The following is a 13331-nucleotide window of genomic DNA, read 5'->3' as shown; positions in this document are numbered from 1 at the left end:
CGGCCGGATACGCCGCCAGCAATGGTGGCAAGCACTCGTTCCCGAAGGTCCATCGACAGCGGCTTCGCCATGCCCGCCGGCCTCCCGTCCCGGCGCGTAGCTTGAATCACCAAAACGCTGATTTGTGAATCCCCAACGATTCAGTCAGATGGGCTAACGCGCTAGCCGCGCGGTCTTCGCCTCGATGCGGCCCTTTTGGGGCCCTTCTCACAGCCTTGCTCACAGACTTGCCTAAATTTAATCCCGTAACGTGCTCACGATCGCTCGATCCGGGGGTTTTCGATAGCCATGTTCAGTCAAAAGTGATTGAGACGGAACCATGAAGAGGGTGTTTGCAATCCTGGCCTTTCTCTGCGTCCTCGCGGCGGGCGAATATTTCGTCGTCAGCAAATTCGCGATCCGTCACGAGATGCTGTCCTTGTTCGACGCCGCGCGCCAGCGGCCGATCTCGGTCGACATTGCGGTGCGGCGCGACTACGAGACCAAGGCCAATCTTGGCCTGTGGAAGCTTCCGGTCGCCATCATCAGCAATGGCAACACGGTCAAGGCAACCGAGTATTCCTTCCTCGCCAACATACTTGCGGCGCGCGGCTATCTCGTTGCAAGCATTCAGCAGGATCTGCCGAGCGATCCGCCCCTGATGACCCATGTCGGCCAGAAATATGTCGGCCGGCGCGGGGTCTATATGCGTTGCGAAGCCAACATCCTCTACGTGCTGAACACGTTGAAGGGGCGCCAGGAGAACGCAGACTACGATCACATCACGCTGGTCGGTCATTCCAATGGCGGCGACGTCTCGATGTATGTCGCCCAGCAGCATCCCGAGCTGGTGTCGAAGGTGATCACGCTCGACAATCTCAGGGTGCCCTTCGTGCACAACGACCGAATGAAGATCCTGTCGTTCCGCTCCAAGGATCCGCATTTTCAGACCGACCCCGGCGTGCTGCCGACGCCCGAGGAAGCCAAGGCACGCGGCATCGACATCATCCATACCGCTGCGCAGCATACCGAGATGAGCGATCGCGGACCCGACTCGGTCAAGGAGAAGATCCAGGCAACACTTGACCGCTTCCTGCGCGACAGCGCCAGCAGCGCACTCGCGCCGGCCGATACGACCACCCCGATGATCATGAATCCCGGTGACTACTAGCCGGGATCCTTTGCGGCAGATCAAGCTTTGCGCCAAGCGCGCAAACAAGCCCTAAGAATGCAAATCCCTGCCGGGTGAACCGACAGGGATCAGCAGAAAGGATGACAGACGGCGAATGAGGTTCACCCGGTGGCCCGTCATGGACCTGCACCGGAATTGAAAGGCGCAACGCGTCGGTACGCAAGATCAATTTGTAAGCACACGGCCGTGGTGCGGGACATCCGAACTTTCCCTGGTCAGGATTTGTCCTTGCCCGGCTGCATGAAATTGCCGGTCATCTGGCGCATGTGATCGCCGGCATTGGTGAACTGGCTGCGCAGGAACTCGGACTGGATTCGCATCGCTTCCTGAAGGTCGGTTGCGTGAACCAGCTTGCGAGCGTGTTCGAACGCCGCCTTCATGTTCTGCTCGGTAAAGGCGAGCGCCTGCTTGGATACGTCCGCACTCGCTCCGGGAACGGACGACATCGATTTGGTGGCGGCATCGAAAAACATGCCGAAGGCCCTTTCGGCCTGGTCAATGGTTTTCTCAGCCAGGTCGCGCAGTTCGGCCGGAACTTCGAGCTTCGGTTCGATCATGGTCGCACTCCTCCCTCTTTTTCCTGACTGATTAGCACATTTGTCGCGCCGCCTTCCAGCGGCCAGGCGCCAGCAACGGACGCCACCTGGCGGTCCGCTTGCCGGTCTGAAGGGTGGCAAAGCGTAATATCGGCCCTTGGCCGGGCTCAAGACAGCGGGTGTTCGGGGATGGTCTCGTCGGTGACGAGGTCTTCGACGAGCTTGATGACCTCAAAGCGCTGCCGGGGAGCGAGCTTGAGAAAGGCGCGCAGCAGGCGGAGACTTTCGACGGTACCGTTCGCGGGTGCGCCGAGCTTAAGATGCAGTTCAGCCGCGAAATTGAGGTTTTTCATCTCGCACCTATGACAGGACTCGGCTCTTCGTGGTCGGGCGTCGGCAGCCCGATGGAGAAACGCACGCCGTCACCGAACGCGATGGCGACGCCGAACTCCAGGTCGGAGCACCCGAGCAGGTCGGCATGCCGACCTGCAGATCTGAAGAGACTCGGCACGACCCGAGAAGTTGCAATTATGGCAAGGAACAACCCCTCGAGCAAGCCAAACCGTAAGGTTAGCGATGCTTCGTCGGCATCGTGCTACGGCAATTCCGGATAACAGGAATACGCGCCGCCGTCACCCACCTGCGTCAAGAAGCAGCAATCGATCACGACGTGGCCCCGATCGCCGTCAATTAGACCTGAGTTTCCGCTTATTTCCCGTGTGGACGGAGATTGGCAGCCGCGAACTAACGCTTCTTCAGCGTATACACGTAATCGTTGAGTCCGGTTTCGGCGGTTGCATCGTCCACGAACGTCGGGGTCCATCCGATATTTCCCGCTCCGTGAACCGTTGTTCAAGATCGCACGACCAAGCGGTTGCGAAACGGCCACGCAGATCACGGGCGCCATGGCTGATGGACTGTTTGATTCGGGCGCGCGTCAGCACCAAAGGACGACGGCATGCTTTCTCGCTGCGATCTCATCAAGGGCGCCGCGGTTGCGCTTCTTACACTCTCTGCACAGGGCGCATGGGCGCAGGAGACCAAAATGAACCTTTTCAAGATCGTCACCATCAAGGACGAGATCGTCATCGGGCTATCGTCCGAGGAGCTTCAGGCGCTCGGCGGCAACGACGCGAGCGCGGTCGCGCACGCACTGGCGCAGAAGGGCGACCTCACGGCCTGGCAGTACAACGTGCATCGCGGGCAGAACGGTGAGATGCAGCAGGCGCCAACTGCCAAGATCGGGCTGCTGGCCAACGCCTCGCTCCGCGTCGAGCCCTACACCACGCCCTACCAAATCATGCCGCATCCGTGAGGAGCGATGGAGGACGTGCCGACGGTGAAAGCCGCAGGCACGTCCCGTTCAGCGGCGCCGCGCCGGCGCATCCGTCGCAAAGCCGTAGACCAGCGCCAGCCGGTCGAGGCATTCGCGAAAACGCCGCGCAAAATAGTCGTTCCAGCGCTGGGTGCGCACGGCGCGTCGCTCGCCGATCTGGTCCATCGTCAAACCAAGCACCAGCACGTCATGCACCAGCGCGGCGCCGTCGGTGCCAAGCTCGCGCTCGACCCGGTTCAGCCGCAATACGGCCTGGCGTTGGCTCTCGGTAATGGGCTCGCGCGAGCGCGCGCCGTCGACATATTCGCGGGTCGGATCCATGGCTTGCGGGCCTCGTTCCGCCCGCTCCCAGTCGCTCTGGTAGGCGCGGCCACCCCGATATTGCGCCTCGTCGATCTGGTGATGCGAATGCAGCCGGCCGAGCGGATCGTTGCGAATCGAGCGCATCGCCACGATCTTCTCGTCCAGGTCGAGCGCCAGGGGATTGTCGACCTCGACCTCCGCCAATTCTGCGTTGAACGGCAGATCGCGCAATCGGCGGTCGTGAAGCCCGGTCAATTTGTAGGACATGTTGCGTCTGGCACGTGCCACTCGAAAACTCCTTGCAAACTGAATTGAGAGGGGGGGGCCGGTCAGGCCGCGGAGACCAGCCTCAGCACGGCGGCACCGGCGCTACGGCCGGACACCGCTCCGGGACCGCGGGTCAGATGCGCATGCGGCGCGCAATAGCGCGAGCCGGGCTGACGCGGGTGACCGCAGAAGCGGATCTCCTCTCCCTCCCTGTCACCGCCATAGGGATAGCGGCAATCGCCTCGCTCGAGCTCGAGCAGCGGGATCAGGCGCGGCCGGACACCGACGCAGCGCAATTTGACCGGATTCGCCGGCCTCAGTGCCGATGGCGGCGGCAGGTTCAGGCCGGGTATTGCAACACGAAGCGGCGCGAGCGGACCGGGCTCGCCCGGCAAGGACGGCACGATCGATGGGCTCGTCATCCGTTCGGGCTCGGCCAGCCCGAGCCGCTTGGCGCGGCCGACCACCGCATTGCGCGTGTAAGCCGTTCCAAACCTTGCGTTAATCTCCCTTCCGATCTCCGCATATGACAATCCCTTGAAAAAATAGTCGCGAAGCGCGTCGGAATGCTCCGACGACCAATGGCCCGGTTCCATGCTGCTGTCCTGTGATGCGCCCCGATGCACGATCCGGAGGCGGAACACACATTCCGTTATTCCGAATACGAAGTCAAGCAATAATTCTGATATTCATAATTGCATCAATTCCGAATTTCGGATTACAAGAGGCAGAGCCAATGGGCAATCGAGGGAATCACCATGTTAGACGTTGCGATGATCGAGCGGGGCCTGGAAAAGACGGGCAAGAGCAAGGGCGGGCTGGCCGCGGCGATGGGCGTTCGGCCGGGCGCGGTATCGGAGATCCTCGGCGGCGAACGCCTGGTGAAGGCCTCGGAAATCATTCCGATCATGGAATATCTTGAGCTGAACCTCGCGCCGATCATGGGCCGCGTGGGTGCCGGCGCCGTGATCGAGCCGGATTTCGAGCAGGTTCCGCCGGAGGGGCTCGGCGACATCGCGCTGCCCTTCCCGATCATGGAAGAGACCGTCGCCTTTGAGATCGTCGGCGATTCGATGCTGCCCAAATACGAAAGCGGCGACGTGATCGTGGTCTACAAGGACCAGCGTCATCCGCTGTCGAGCTTCTACGGCGAGGAGGCCGTGGTCCGGCTCAAGACCGGTGAACGCTATTTGAAGACCATCGAACGCGGGAAAACGCCCTCCGTCGTCAATCTCAACAGCTTCAACGCCAAGCCGATCGTCGGCGTCAAGCTCGACTGGGTCGGAGAGATCTGCCTCTCCATGCCCAAGGGCCAGCTCGAGCGATTGCGCGCAAAGTCGGCCCGGCCCCGCAAAAAGGGCAGATAGCGCCAATTTCCGATTTCTGGAAATCGAACTTGACTTAATTCCGTTTTTCAGAAATACTCTGCCGCGCACCCGGCCTTGGGGCGCGCGGCAGGATCGTTTCATGCAGTATTTCGTCGTGATGATCGACTACGGGCGGCGCGGCCGCGAGGCGATCGTCGACCCCGAGATCACAAGGCGCGGGGTTGTCTCCCGCGTCACCTCAGGCGAGTACCAGAACATCTCGTTCATCCACGAAATCGCAGAGAATTCGGTCGAGGACGTGACCGAGGCCATCCTGGCCGAGGCCGCGCTTCCGCAAGTTCCGCCTGAAGAGGTCGACCTCCAGGCGATCCGCCTCGATCACGCCCGCGACCTGCGCAAGCACGAGAAAGCTTGACGCAAGCTCAGGCAACCTGCGCCATTGCTCAATCCGGGATCACACCGTCAGAACGGTCGATCCCGTGGTCTTGCGCGCGGCGAGATCGGCATGCGCCTTCGCAGCATCCTTCAGCGCGTAGGTCTGGTGAACCTCGATCTTGACCGCGCCGGACTTGACGACGTCGAACAGCTCGTTCGCCATCGCGACCAGATTCTCGCGCTTGGCAGCGTAAGTAAACAGCGTCGGGCGGGTGACGTAGAGCGAGCCCTTCTGGGCGAGCAGGCCGAGATTGAGCGGCTCGACCGCACCGGAGGACGCACCGAACAGCGCGGCGACGCCGAGCGGCGCGAGGCAGTCCAGCGACTTCAGGAACGTGTCCTTGCCGACGGAATCATAGACCACCGGCACCTTCTTGCCGCCGGTAATCTCGTCGACGCGCTTCACGAAATCCTCGCGCGTGTAGATGATGACATGGTCGCAGCCATGCGCCCTGGCGAGTTTTGCCTTCTCGTCGCTGCTGACCGTGCCGATCACGGTCGCGCCGAGATGTTTTGCCCACTGGCTCAGGATCAGGCCGACGCCGCCGGCCGCCGCATGCAGCAGAATGGTATCGCCGGCCTTCACGCGATAGGTCTGCCGGATCAGGTACTGCGTCGTCAGCCCCTTCAGCATCATTGCTGCCGCCGTCTTGTCGTCGACACCGTCAGGCAGCTTCAACAGCCGGTCGGCCGGGATCAGCCGCGCCTCGGAATAGGCGCCGAGCGGTGATGCACCATAGGCGACGCGATCGCCCGGCTTCAGATCGGTGACGCCCGGCCCGACTTCCTCGACAACACCCGCCGCCTCGCTGCCGAGACCGCTCGGCAATGGCGCGGGATACACACCCGAGCGGTTGTAAATGTCGACGAAATTGAGACCGACGGCAGTGTGGCGAATGCGCGCCTCGCCCTGCCCCGGCTTGCCAACATTGACCTCCTCCCAGACCAGGACTTCCGGACCGCCGGTCTTGTGAAAACGAATGGCATGGGTCATGGGCGTTGCTCCCTTATCGTTGCGTTGATCGTCCGAGAAAAGCGGATCGGCCGGAGAAATAGGCATTCGGCCCGCCCGTTACAGTCCAAAGACGTAACAAGAATGTCACAGCGAACGACAAACCCTCGCCGTTCCGCCTCTGTTCGAAAGAGTTGATGACGACATCGACGCGGCCGGCAGTAGCTTTTGCGCGGGGTTTGGTGGTCGCCTGCGAAGGAGAGCCGAGATGCCAGCTTATGTACAGCATCATCAGGATGTCGAGATCGCGCCAGTGATTTGCCCGACATGCATGGGGTTCCTGCCGATGTATGTGCGCGAGGTCGAGCCGCACTGGAGCCTTGCCAAGATCGACTTCGTCTATGAATGCGCCGATTGCGGCGCCGAGGTCAGGCAGACCATCCGCAAACCGGAGCTGCAGCGGCACTGACCGCACCGCCTCCTAAGTATTTGCGCTGAGCGGAAAAACCGGCCGCAAGCGCGGATCAGGCCCGTCCCAAACGAGGCTTGTTCTTTGCCGGGAACGCAGGCAGAACAAGCCTCAAGCAAGACCTTTGGGAGCGCCCTTTCGTGGCTGAACAGAAGGCCTCGACCTCGATCGAGGCAGTGGAGAGCGGCCTCGCCGCGCAAGGCTATATCGCGAGCCGCCAGATCGCGACCGCCGTTTATTTGTCGCAGCAGATCGAAAAGCCGATCCTGGTCGAGGGCCCTGCCGGCGTCGGCAAGACCGAGCTTGCCAAGGCGATTGCCGCCTGGCGCGGCCTGAAGATGGTCCGCCTGCAGTGCTACGAAGGCCTCGACGAGGCCAAGGCGCTCTATGAGTGGAAATACGCCAAGCAGCTGCTCTACACGCAAATCCTCAAGGATAAGCTCGGCGAAGTTCTTGGCGGCGCGCAGACACTGCACGCTGCGCTCGAACAGCTTCATGATTTCGGCGACGTGTTCTTCTCCAAGGAATTTGTCGAGCCGCGCCCCCTTCTCCAGGCGCTGGAGCAGCCGGGCGGCTGCGTGCTCCTGATCGACGAGATCGACAAGTCCGATGCCGAATTCGAATCGCTGCTGCTGGAAATCCTCTCCGACTTCCAGGTCACGATCCCGGAGCTCGGCACCGTCTCGGCGATCACGCCGCCGACGGTGATCCTCACCTCCAACAGCGAGCGCGATCTCGGCGACGCCTTGAAGCGGCGCTGCCTGCATCTGCATATCGGCTTCCCCGAGCAGCGGCTGGAGGAGCGCATCGTCGAGAGCCGCGTCCCCGGCATCTCGCAGACCCTGCGCCGGCAGATGGTCGGTTTCATCCACGAGATCCGCTCGCTGGATTTGAAGAAGCTGCCCTCAGTGAGCGAGACGATCGACTGGGCGCGCGTGCTGGTGCTGCTGCAGGCCACCGAGCTCGACACCGAGATGGTCAAGGACACGCTCAACGTGCTCCTGAAATACGAGGCCGATATCGAGGCAGCTCACCCGCAAATTACCACCTTCATTGCCAAGGCGGCCCGGTCCAACGTCTTCGGTTGACGTGCGATGCGCGAGAACCTTCATCGTTTCTTTCGGGCGGCGCGCGGGGCCGGTGTCCACGTCTCGCCCGCCGAAAGCATTGACGCGATGCGCGCCGTCGCGCAGGTCGGTTTCACCGATCGCGCTGTCCTGCGCGACGCGCTGCTTCTGACGCTCGCCAAGTCGCAGGACGAGAAGCTCGCGCTCAGCGACTGCTTTGATCTGTTCTTCAGCCAGCCCGAGCCGCGACAGGATCAGCCTGAAGCCGACAATGCAGACGACGCCCCTCGGGACTCGGACCAATCGCCCTCCTCAAGCTCGGCCGGCGATGCGGGCGAAGGACATCCTTCCGAAGCATTGGGTCCACTTGCACAAATGCTGATGTCGCAGGATCGCAATGCGATCTCGGCCGCCATCGCCAGCGCCTCCGGCGCAGCTTCGCTCTCCGACATTCGCTACTCCACCCAGCGCGGCATCTTCTCCAGCCGCATCCTCGACGCCATGGGCCTTCAGCGCCTGCGCGACGATCTCGATGAATTGACGGCAACCAATCCCGCGCTGGCCGAGCGCCTGCGGGCCGCGCTCGATGGCCTGCGCGAGGCCGTGCGCGACACCGTCTCACAAGGGCTTGCGCTCTATGCGCGCGAAGAGGCCGAGAACCTTCGCAACGAGATCCTCCGCAATGCGCCCCTCGCGCGCATCGAGCGGCGTCACGTTGCGGAGATGCGCGCACTGATCCGCCAGATTGCGCGGCGGCTGCGCGAGCGCTATTCGAAACCGCGCAAGCGCCAGCGCCGCGGCCATCTCGACGTCCGCCGCACGCTTCGCCGCAACGCTGCCTGGGGTGGCGTGCCCTTCCTCACCGCGTGGAAGCGCAAGCACCGCGACCGGCCGAAGATCGTGGCGATCTGCGACGTCTCCGGCTCGGTCGCGCAGGTCTCCGACTTCTTCTTGCTCCTGATCCACTCGCTGCACGAGGTGGTCGACGACGTCCGCTCCTTCGCATTCTCGTCGCATCTGATCGAGGTCAGCGAGATCCTGGAGAAGAAGTCGCCCGAAGAGGCGATGGCCGAGATCATGTCCAAGGTCGGCTTCGGCTCGTCCGATTACGGCTCTTCGCTGGTCGATTTCGAAAAGGACTTCATGGGCACACTGACGCCGCAGACCACGGTGATCGTGCTCGGCGATGCCCGCAGCAACAATCTCGACCCACGTGCGGACATTCTGCGCCGCGTCTCCGAACGTTCGAAGCGACTAGTCTGGCTCAATCCCGAGGGACGGCTCGCCTGGGGCTTTGGGGATTCCGAGATGCCGCGCTATGCGACCTTTTGCAGCGTGGTCCGGCAATGCGCCACCGCGCAGCAGCTCGAGCGCGCGGTCTCCGATATCGTTGCGACTTACCAGTAAGTCCTCAGCTCACGCCAACGTCAGCTTCGCGCAAGCTCCGCATGAACGACATTGCACTCGCGAAAGTGATAGGCAATTTCGTCGAGCGCGCGCTGTTCCCATTCCCGGGCCTGTGTAAGCCAGAAAACCCGACGCTCAAAATCGCGCGCCGCACGCTCGCGACACAGGGATTCCTGACTACGAATCTCCACCAGCCTTTTCATGCACTCACACTCCTTGTCGTGTGAAGCCATTCCCCGCGAATCAGCGTAGCAGAATCACGAACCCGGCGTCTCACCGTTTCCATGCATATCGCGACGCAGAATGAGACAGCAGCGCTTCCCATGCACTGCGGCCGCCGCAGCGCAACATCAAGTGAAGATCATCAATTAGTGATCAATGATCGGGACAATCATCGTGTCCAGGCGATCTTAACTATTGTGGCGCAATAGACTGCGGCAATTCGTGAAGAGAAATTCTAAACAGCTCACCGAATTCCCGACTCATTGTCGTCGCACGGTCTTCATGCAGCGCCGCTAACAGGGGCGCGCGAACGTGACTATCGCTTGAGGCAACATGAACGACGATTTCGACTTCGATCTTTCGCCGGATCAATGGGCAGCCCTGCGCACACTTCGTAATCCCGTAGCGAACAATCGCCTCGCGAAGGCCTATCTCGTCGACAGCCTGGTCAAGCTTGGTCTCGTTGTCATTGATGATGGCGTGCCCGCGATGACCCCCATCGGACGCAAGGTGCTCGTGCGCGGATCGTGCCGACTGCTGGACCTCGCGGCTTGACGCACGCGTCAAAAGATCTGTGCGATCACGATCGCGTATGCGACGAACACGACCCCGAGTCCCCACACCATCGCCGGAATCTGCGACCGCCGGCCGACCGCCACTTCGAGAGCGATGTAGCTCAGCGTGCCCAGCGCCATTCCGTTGATGAGGTTGTTGGTCAGCACGGTGACGAGCAGCGTCAGCACGATCGGGACGGCGTTGACGAGATCGGTCATGTCGATGCGGGCAAGTCCTTGCATCATGAGCACGCCGACGAGCACCAGTGCGGGCGCAGTCGCTTGCGGCGGGATGATGACGAAGATCGGCCAGAAGAACAGCGCAAGGAAGAAGAATCCCGCAACTGTCAGCGAGGTCAGGCCGGTGCGACCGCCCGCCTGCACGCCGGTGATGGATTCGATGTAGGCCGTGACGACGGAGGTCCCTAGCAACGGTCCGACGATTGAAGCCGTCGCGTCGGTCGCAAAGGCGGCGGTAGCATTCGGGATGGAGCCATCGGGCTTGCGCAAATTGGCGGCCCCCGTCACGCCGATCAGCGTGCCCAGCGTCGAGAAGAATTCGGCGCACAGGAAATAGAACAGCAGCGGCAGGGCCACGACGAAATGGCTGAAGAGATAGCCGATGTCGAGCGCCATGAAGGTGCTGGTCGGCCAGCGCGGCCAAGCCATGATGGCTGATGGCACTGACGTCACCATCTTGCCGTTGGCGCCTGGGACGAAGAAGCCGATCAGCGTGAGCACCGCGATCGACAGGATCAGCGCCGCCGGCACCCGGCGCACCACCAGCACCGGGGTGAGCAGGAGGCCGAACAGCGTCAGCAGCACCGGCGGGCTGCGCAAGGAGCCCATGGCGATATAGGTCGACGGGTTCTGGACCACGAATCCGGCGCCCCGTAGCGCAATGAAGACGATGAGGGTGCCGACCGCAGCCTGGATGCCGATCTTCAGCGCTTCCGGCACGTCCTTTGCGACTTTCTCGCGCAGCTTCGACAGGCTGAGGATCAGGAATAGCACGCCGGTGAAGGCGACCATGGCGAGTGCGCCCTGCCAGGGCATCCCCATCTGCTTGACGATGACATAGGTGAAGATGACGTTCGAGCCCATCGCGGGTGCTACCGCAAGCGGCAGATTGGCCCACAGCCCCATCATCACCGAGCCGACGATCGCGGCGAGCGCGGTGGCGCTGACGAGATCGGCACGGTCCATCCCAGCGTTGGACATGATCGCAGGATTGACGGCGATGATATAGGCCATCGCCGCGAACGTCGTCGCGCCGGCCATCACCTCGCGACCGACGCTCGTGCCACGCCCGGTGAGGTCAAAGGTACGATCAAGCAGTCCCGAGGCTGCGCGCGGTGCCGGCTCGGCAGGAGCGGCTTGCGGCTTCGTCATCTCGTTCATCCCAGTTCTCCCCTACCAGACCACCGGGTGCGCTTCGCCGGTCTGCACATTGATGAAGCCGAGCGGCGCCTGCTCGCACGGCGCCACCAGCACCCAGCTCCAGGGCGCACAGGTCAGCGTCGCAAACATGAGCCTCTCCGGAAATCCCGGATACCAGCGCGGCCGGAACGTCGGCTCGTACATCCAGTCGACCTTGCGACCTTCCGCATAAAGCGCCTGCATCTCGTCATCGAGCGCCTGCGCCGAACGGCAGCTCATCAGCCCGCCGACCTCGAAACGCACGGTGGCAACGAGCTCGCCCTCGCGCACCAGCGCCCAGCCGCCCTGAAGCTCGATCAGCGCGTTGACCGCCTTTGCCATCGCCGCGTCGGACGAGCCGACCACCCAGATGTTGTGCTTGTCGTGCGCCACCGAGCAGGCAACCGCCGTCTCCGGCGTACGCGGACCACAGCCGCGCCAGAACATCTTTGCGATGCGCCCATCGCCGGAGAAGCGATCGACGATGGCGAATTTGGTGATGGCCTCGCTCTCGTCTCGCTGCACGGCACCGTCACGGACCGGCAGCTCGAGGGTGTAGAATTCGGGATGCCAATGGAAGGGACGGATCACCGCCGCCTTCATCGTGGAACGGCCAGGCTCGGCCGGCAGTTCGAAATCCTGAGGCTTGATCGAACGCTTGATGTTGATCGTCTGCGTTGCCCAATCCGGCCACTGGATTTCGGGCACCTGACCAAGATAGCGCTTGCCCTCGGAGACCTGCGCGCCATCGGCCCACACCTCGGCGATCGCGAGCTTGGCGACGTCCGAGAGCAGCACGACGTCGCCGAAACGCCCCGGGGCCAGACTGCCGACGAACGGCGTGATGCGCATATGCCGCGCCGGGTTGATGGTGAGACACTGGATTGCGATTTCAGGCGCAAGACCGGCTTCGATCGCAACCCGCGCATTGTGATCACTGGCGCCGAGCTCGAGCGTGTGGCTGGCACTGCGGTCATCCGTCGTGAACGCGATCTGCGACCAGTCCTGCAGACCCTTCGCGAGCAGCCATTTCACGATCTCATCCATCGCGTAGACACGCAGCTCGATGAACAAGCCGCGGGTGAGCTTGTCCCAGGTCTCTTCCGGAGTCTGCACTTCGTGGTCGGAGGCGAGCCCCGCCGCGGCGAAGGCGTTGATGGAAGGCAGGTCCCGCAGGCCGGAGGCGTGGCCTTCGACGACGCCGCGCGCTGCGAACGTCGCCTCGATCATGCCCCAGAGCCGCTTGTAGGAGGGATTGTCGGGATTCCACACCGCCGGCCAATCCATGACCTCGTCGAGCCCGGTGACCATCAGGCTCTCGCTCATGAAACGCGCCTGCTCATCGTGGCCATACCAGCCGCCACCCCATTCGTAGGCCGTCGGCGGCACCGCCGATCCCGGCTGCGGAAAGATCTTGAGCGGCGAGCCGCGTCGGCGTGCCTCGAACCAGAATTCGAGATTGCGCGCGCCGTTGACGTTGGAGAACTCGTGGCTCGCCTCGCAGGTCCAGGTATTGCCATGTGGCAGCACCAGTGCCGCCTCCCATTCCGGCGTCAGATGCGAGCTTTCGATGTGCTTGTGCACCTCGCCGAAGCCGGGGACGGCCGCAAGATCCAGCCGATGCACGCGCTCGCGGACCTCGCCGGGATAGCTGCCGGCCGGCCCGACCCAGGCAATGCGCCGGCCCTTGAAGACGATCTCCTGATCCTCGCTCCAGGTGCGGCTGTGCACATCGAGCAAGCTGCCGACCCGCAAGGAGCGATCGGCCGGGCGCCGGCCGAGCGCCGTCAGCACCAGGTCCTGGCGGATGCGAACCTCGTCGGGCGCGTTGATCAGGAGGTCGTCGGGGATTGCATTCATGGCCT

16 protein-coding genes are annotated in these 13331 nt (G+C 62.7%); 8 read left to right on the top strand and 8 right to left on the bottom strand.

The genetic code is table 11. The annotated features are described in order from the left end of the window. Positions 1-319: 319 nt before the first annotated feature. Positions 320-1150, top strand: coding sequence for an alpha/beta fold hydrolase (locus tag ABIC09_RS06010; RefSeq protein WP_148753436.1), 831 nt, complete (start codon positions 320-322; stop codon positions 1148-1150). Positions 1151-1386: 236 nt separating this feature from the next. On the opposite strand, the gene ABIC09_RS06005 is transcribed toward ABIC09_RS06010, so the two are convergent. Both ABIC09_RS06005 and ABIC09_RS06000 read right to left on the bottom strand, forming a co-directional pair. Next, positions 1387-1728, bottom strand: coding sequence for a phasin (locus ABIC09_RS06005; protein WP_148753437.1), 342 nt, complete (start codon positions 1726-1728; stop codon positions 1387-1389). A 146-nt stretch (positions 1729-1874) separates the two neighbouring features. Then, complete coding sequence (locus ABIC09_RS06000; protein ID WP_027531907.1) at positions 1875-2060, bottom strand: hypothetical protein; 186 nt, start codon at positions 2058-2060, stop codon at positions 1875-1877. A 605-nt stretch (positions 2061-2665) separates the two neighbouring features. On the opposite strand from ABIC09_RS06000, the gene ABIC09_RS05995 reads away from it, so the two are divergent. Beyond that, a complete protein-coding gene (locus ABIC09_RS05995; protein ID WP_148753438.1) occupies positions 2666-3022 on the top strand; it encodes a hypothetical protein in 357 nt (118 codons plus the stop codon). 48 nt (positions 3023-3070) lie between these two features. Here the strand turns inward: ABIC09_RS05995 and ABIC09_RS05990 are convergent, their stop codons facing one another. Next, complete coding sequence (locus ABIC09_RS05990) at positions 3071-3634, bottom strand: hypothetical protein (protein ID WP_354083259.1); 564 nt, start codon at positions 3632-3634, stop codon at positions 3071-3073. Positions 3635-3675: 41 nt separating this feature from the next. Beyond that, the gene (locus ABIC09_RS05985; RefSeq protein WP_354108685.1) at positions 3676-4209 is read right to left on the bottom strand and encodes a GcrA family cell cycle regulator; all 534 of its coding nucleotides are present in this window, start codon (positions 4207-4209) and stop codon (positions 3676-3678) included. A 162-nt stretch (positions 4210-4371) separates the two neighbouring features. Between ABIC09_RS05985 and ABIC09_RS05980 the strand changes: the two genes are divergently transcribed. Both ABIC09_RS05980 and ABIC09_RS05975 read left to right on the top strand, forming a co-directional pair. Beyond that, positions 4372-4980 carry a S24 family peptidase gene (locus ABIC09_RS05980; protein WP_148753441.1) on the top strand — a complete coding sequence of 203 codons (609 nt, stop codon included), beginning with the start codon at positions 4372-4374 and terminating at the stop codon, positions 4978-4980. 100 nt (positions 4981-5080) lie between these two features. Then, positions 5081-5356, top strand: coding sequence for a hypothetical protein (locus ABIC09_RS05975; RefSeq protein ID WP_354108684.1), 276 nt, complete (start codon positions 5081-5083; stop codon positions 5354-5356). A gap of 39 nt (positions 5357-5395) precedes the next feature. On the opposite strand, the gene ABIC09_RS05970 is transcribed toward ABIC09_RS05975, so the two are convergent. Further along, complete coding sequence (locus tag ABIC09_RS05970) at positions 5396-6370, bottom strand: quinone oxidoreductase family protein (RefSeq protein ID WP_354035475.1); 975 nt, start codon at positions 6368-6370, stop codon at positions 5396-5398. Between the two features lie 226 nt (positions 6371-6596). On the opposite strand from ABIC09_RS05970, the gene ABIC09_RS05965 reads away from it, so the two are divergent. The 3 genes from ABIC09_RS05965 to ABIC09_RS05955 all read left to right on the top strand — a co-directional run bounded on the left by ABIC09_RS05965 (position 6597) and on the right by ABIC09_RS05955 (position 9271). Further along, entirely contained in the window at positions 6597-6797 is a 201-nt protein-coding gene (locus ABIC09_RS05965; RefSeq protein WP_148753444.1) for a hypothetical protein, read from the top strand. A 140-nt stretch (positions 6798-6937) separates the two neighbouring features. Beyond that, positions 6938-7885 (top strand): AAA family ATPase, encoded by a 948-nt coding sequence (locus ABIC09_RS05960; protein ID WP_354108683.1) that lies wholly within the window; start codon positions 6938-6940, stop codon positions 7883-7885. A 6-nt stretch (positions 7886-7891) separates the two neighbouring features. Further along, entirely contained in the window at positions 7892-9271 is a 1380-nt protein-coding gene (locus tag ABIC09_RS05955; protein WP_354108682.1) for a vWA domain-containing protein, read from the top strand. 20 nt (positions 9272-9291) lie between these two features. Here ABIC09_RS05955 and ABIC09_RS05950 read toward each other — a convergent pair whose 3' ends face one another. Then, positions 9292-9474: a hypothetical protein gene (locus tag ABIC09_RS05950; RefSeq protein WP_148753447.1), complete on the bottom strand. Its 183-nt coding sequence runs from the start codon at positions 9472-9474 to the stop codon at positions 9292-9294. Between the two features lie 352 nt (positions 9475-9826). Between ABIC09_RS05950 and ABIC09_RS05945 the strand changes: the two genes are divergently transcribed. After that, positions 9827-10048, top strand: coding sequence for a hypothetical protein (locus tag ABIC09_RS05945; RefSeq protein ID WP_148753448.1), 222 nt, complete (start codon positions 9827-9829; stop codon positions 10046-10048). Between the two features lie 8 nt (positions 10049-10056). On the opposite strand, the gene ABIC09_RS05940 is transcribed toward ABIC09_RS05945, so the two are convergent. Together ABIC09_RS05940 and ABIC09_RS05935 are read right to left on the bottom strand one after the other, a co-directional pair. Further along, positions 10057-11448, bottom strand: coding sequence for an NCS2 family permease (locus tag ABIC09_RS05940; protein ID WP_148753449.1), 1392 nt, complete (start codon positions 11446-11448; stop codon positions 10057-10059). Between the two features lie 12 nt (positions 11449-11460). Next, positions 11461-13326, bottom strand: coding sequence for an adenine deaminase (locus ABIC09_RS05935; RefSeq protein ID WP_354108681.1), 1866 nt, complete (start codon positions 13324-13326; stop codon positions 11461-11463). Between the last annotated feature and the right edge of the window lie 5 nt (positions 13327-13331).

It is taken from the genome of Bradyrhizobium sp. S3.12.5 (assembly GCF_040548225.1).
In the GTDB taxonomy this organism is placed as follows: domain Bacteria; phylum Pseudomonadota; class Alphaproteobacteria; order Rhizobiales; family Xanthobacteraceae; genus Bradyrhizobium; species Bradyrhizobium cytisi.
The sequence above is the reverse complement of the archived record's forward strand: the minus strand, read 5'-3'. Positions and strand labels throughout refer to the sequence as shown.

Bases quoted from the DNA above. Each gene is read 5' to 3' on its own strand.
- ABIC09_RS06010 (WP_148753436.1), top strand. From the start codon at position 320: ATGAAGAGGGTGTTTGCAATCCTGGCCTTTCTCTGCGTCCTCGCGGCG.
- ABIC09_RS06005 (WP_148753437.1), bottom strand. From the start codon at position 1,728: ATGATCGAACCGAAGCTCGAAGTTCCGGCCGAACTGCGCGACCTGGCT.
- ABIC09_RS06000 (WP_027531907.1), bottom strand. From the start codon at position 2,060: ATGAAAAACCTCAATTTCGCGGCTGAACTGCATCTTAAGCTCGGCGCA.
- ABIC09_RS05995 (WP_148753438.1), top strand. From the start codon at position 2,666: ATGCTTTCTCGCTGCGATCTCATCAAGGGCGCCGCGGTTGCGCTTCTT.
- ABIC09_RS05985 (WP_354108685.1), bottom strand. From the start codon at position 4,209: ATGGAACCGGGCCATTGGTCGTCGGAGCATTCCGACGCGCTTCGCGAC.
- ABIC09_RS05980 (WP_148753441.1), top strand. From the start codon at position 4,372: ATGTTAGACGTTGCGATGATCGAGCGGGGCCTGGAAAAGACGGGCAAG.
- ABIC09_RS05975 (WP_354108684.1), top strand. From the start codon at position 5,081: ATGCAGTATTTCGTCGTGATGATCGACTACGGGCGGCGCGGCCGCGAG.
- ABIC09_RS05970 (WP_354035475.1), bottom strand. From the start codon at position 6,370: ATGACCCATGCCATTCGTTTTCACAAGACCGGCGGTCCGGAAGTCCTG.
- ABIC09_RS05965 (WP_148753444.1), top strand. From the start codon at position 6,597: ATGCCAGCTTATGTACAGCATCATCAGGATGTCGAGATCGCGCCAGTG.
- ABIC09_RS05955 (WP_354108682.1), top strand. From the start codon at position 7,892: ATGCGCGAGAACCTTCATCGTTTCTTTCGGGCGGCGCGCGGGGCCGGT.
- ABIC09_RS05950 (WP_148753447.1), bottom strand. From the start codon at position 9,474: ATGAAAAGGCTGGTGGAGATTCGTAGTCAGGAATCCCTGTGTCGCGAG.
- ABIC09_RS05945 (WP_148753448.1), top strand. From the start codon at position 9,827: ATGAACGACGATTTCGACTTCGATCTTTCGCCGGATCAATGGGCAGCC.
- ABIC09_RS05940 (WP_148753449.1), bottom strand. From the start codon at position 11,448: ATGAACGAGATGACGAAGCCGCAAGCCGCTCCTGCCGAGCCGGCACCG.
- ABIC09_RS05935 (WP_354108681.1), bottom strand. From the start codon at position 13,326: ATGAATGCAATCCCCGACGACCTCCTGATCAACGCGCCCGACGAGGTT.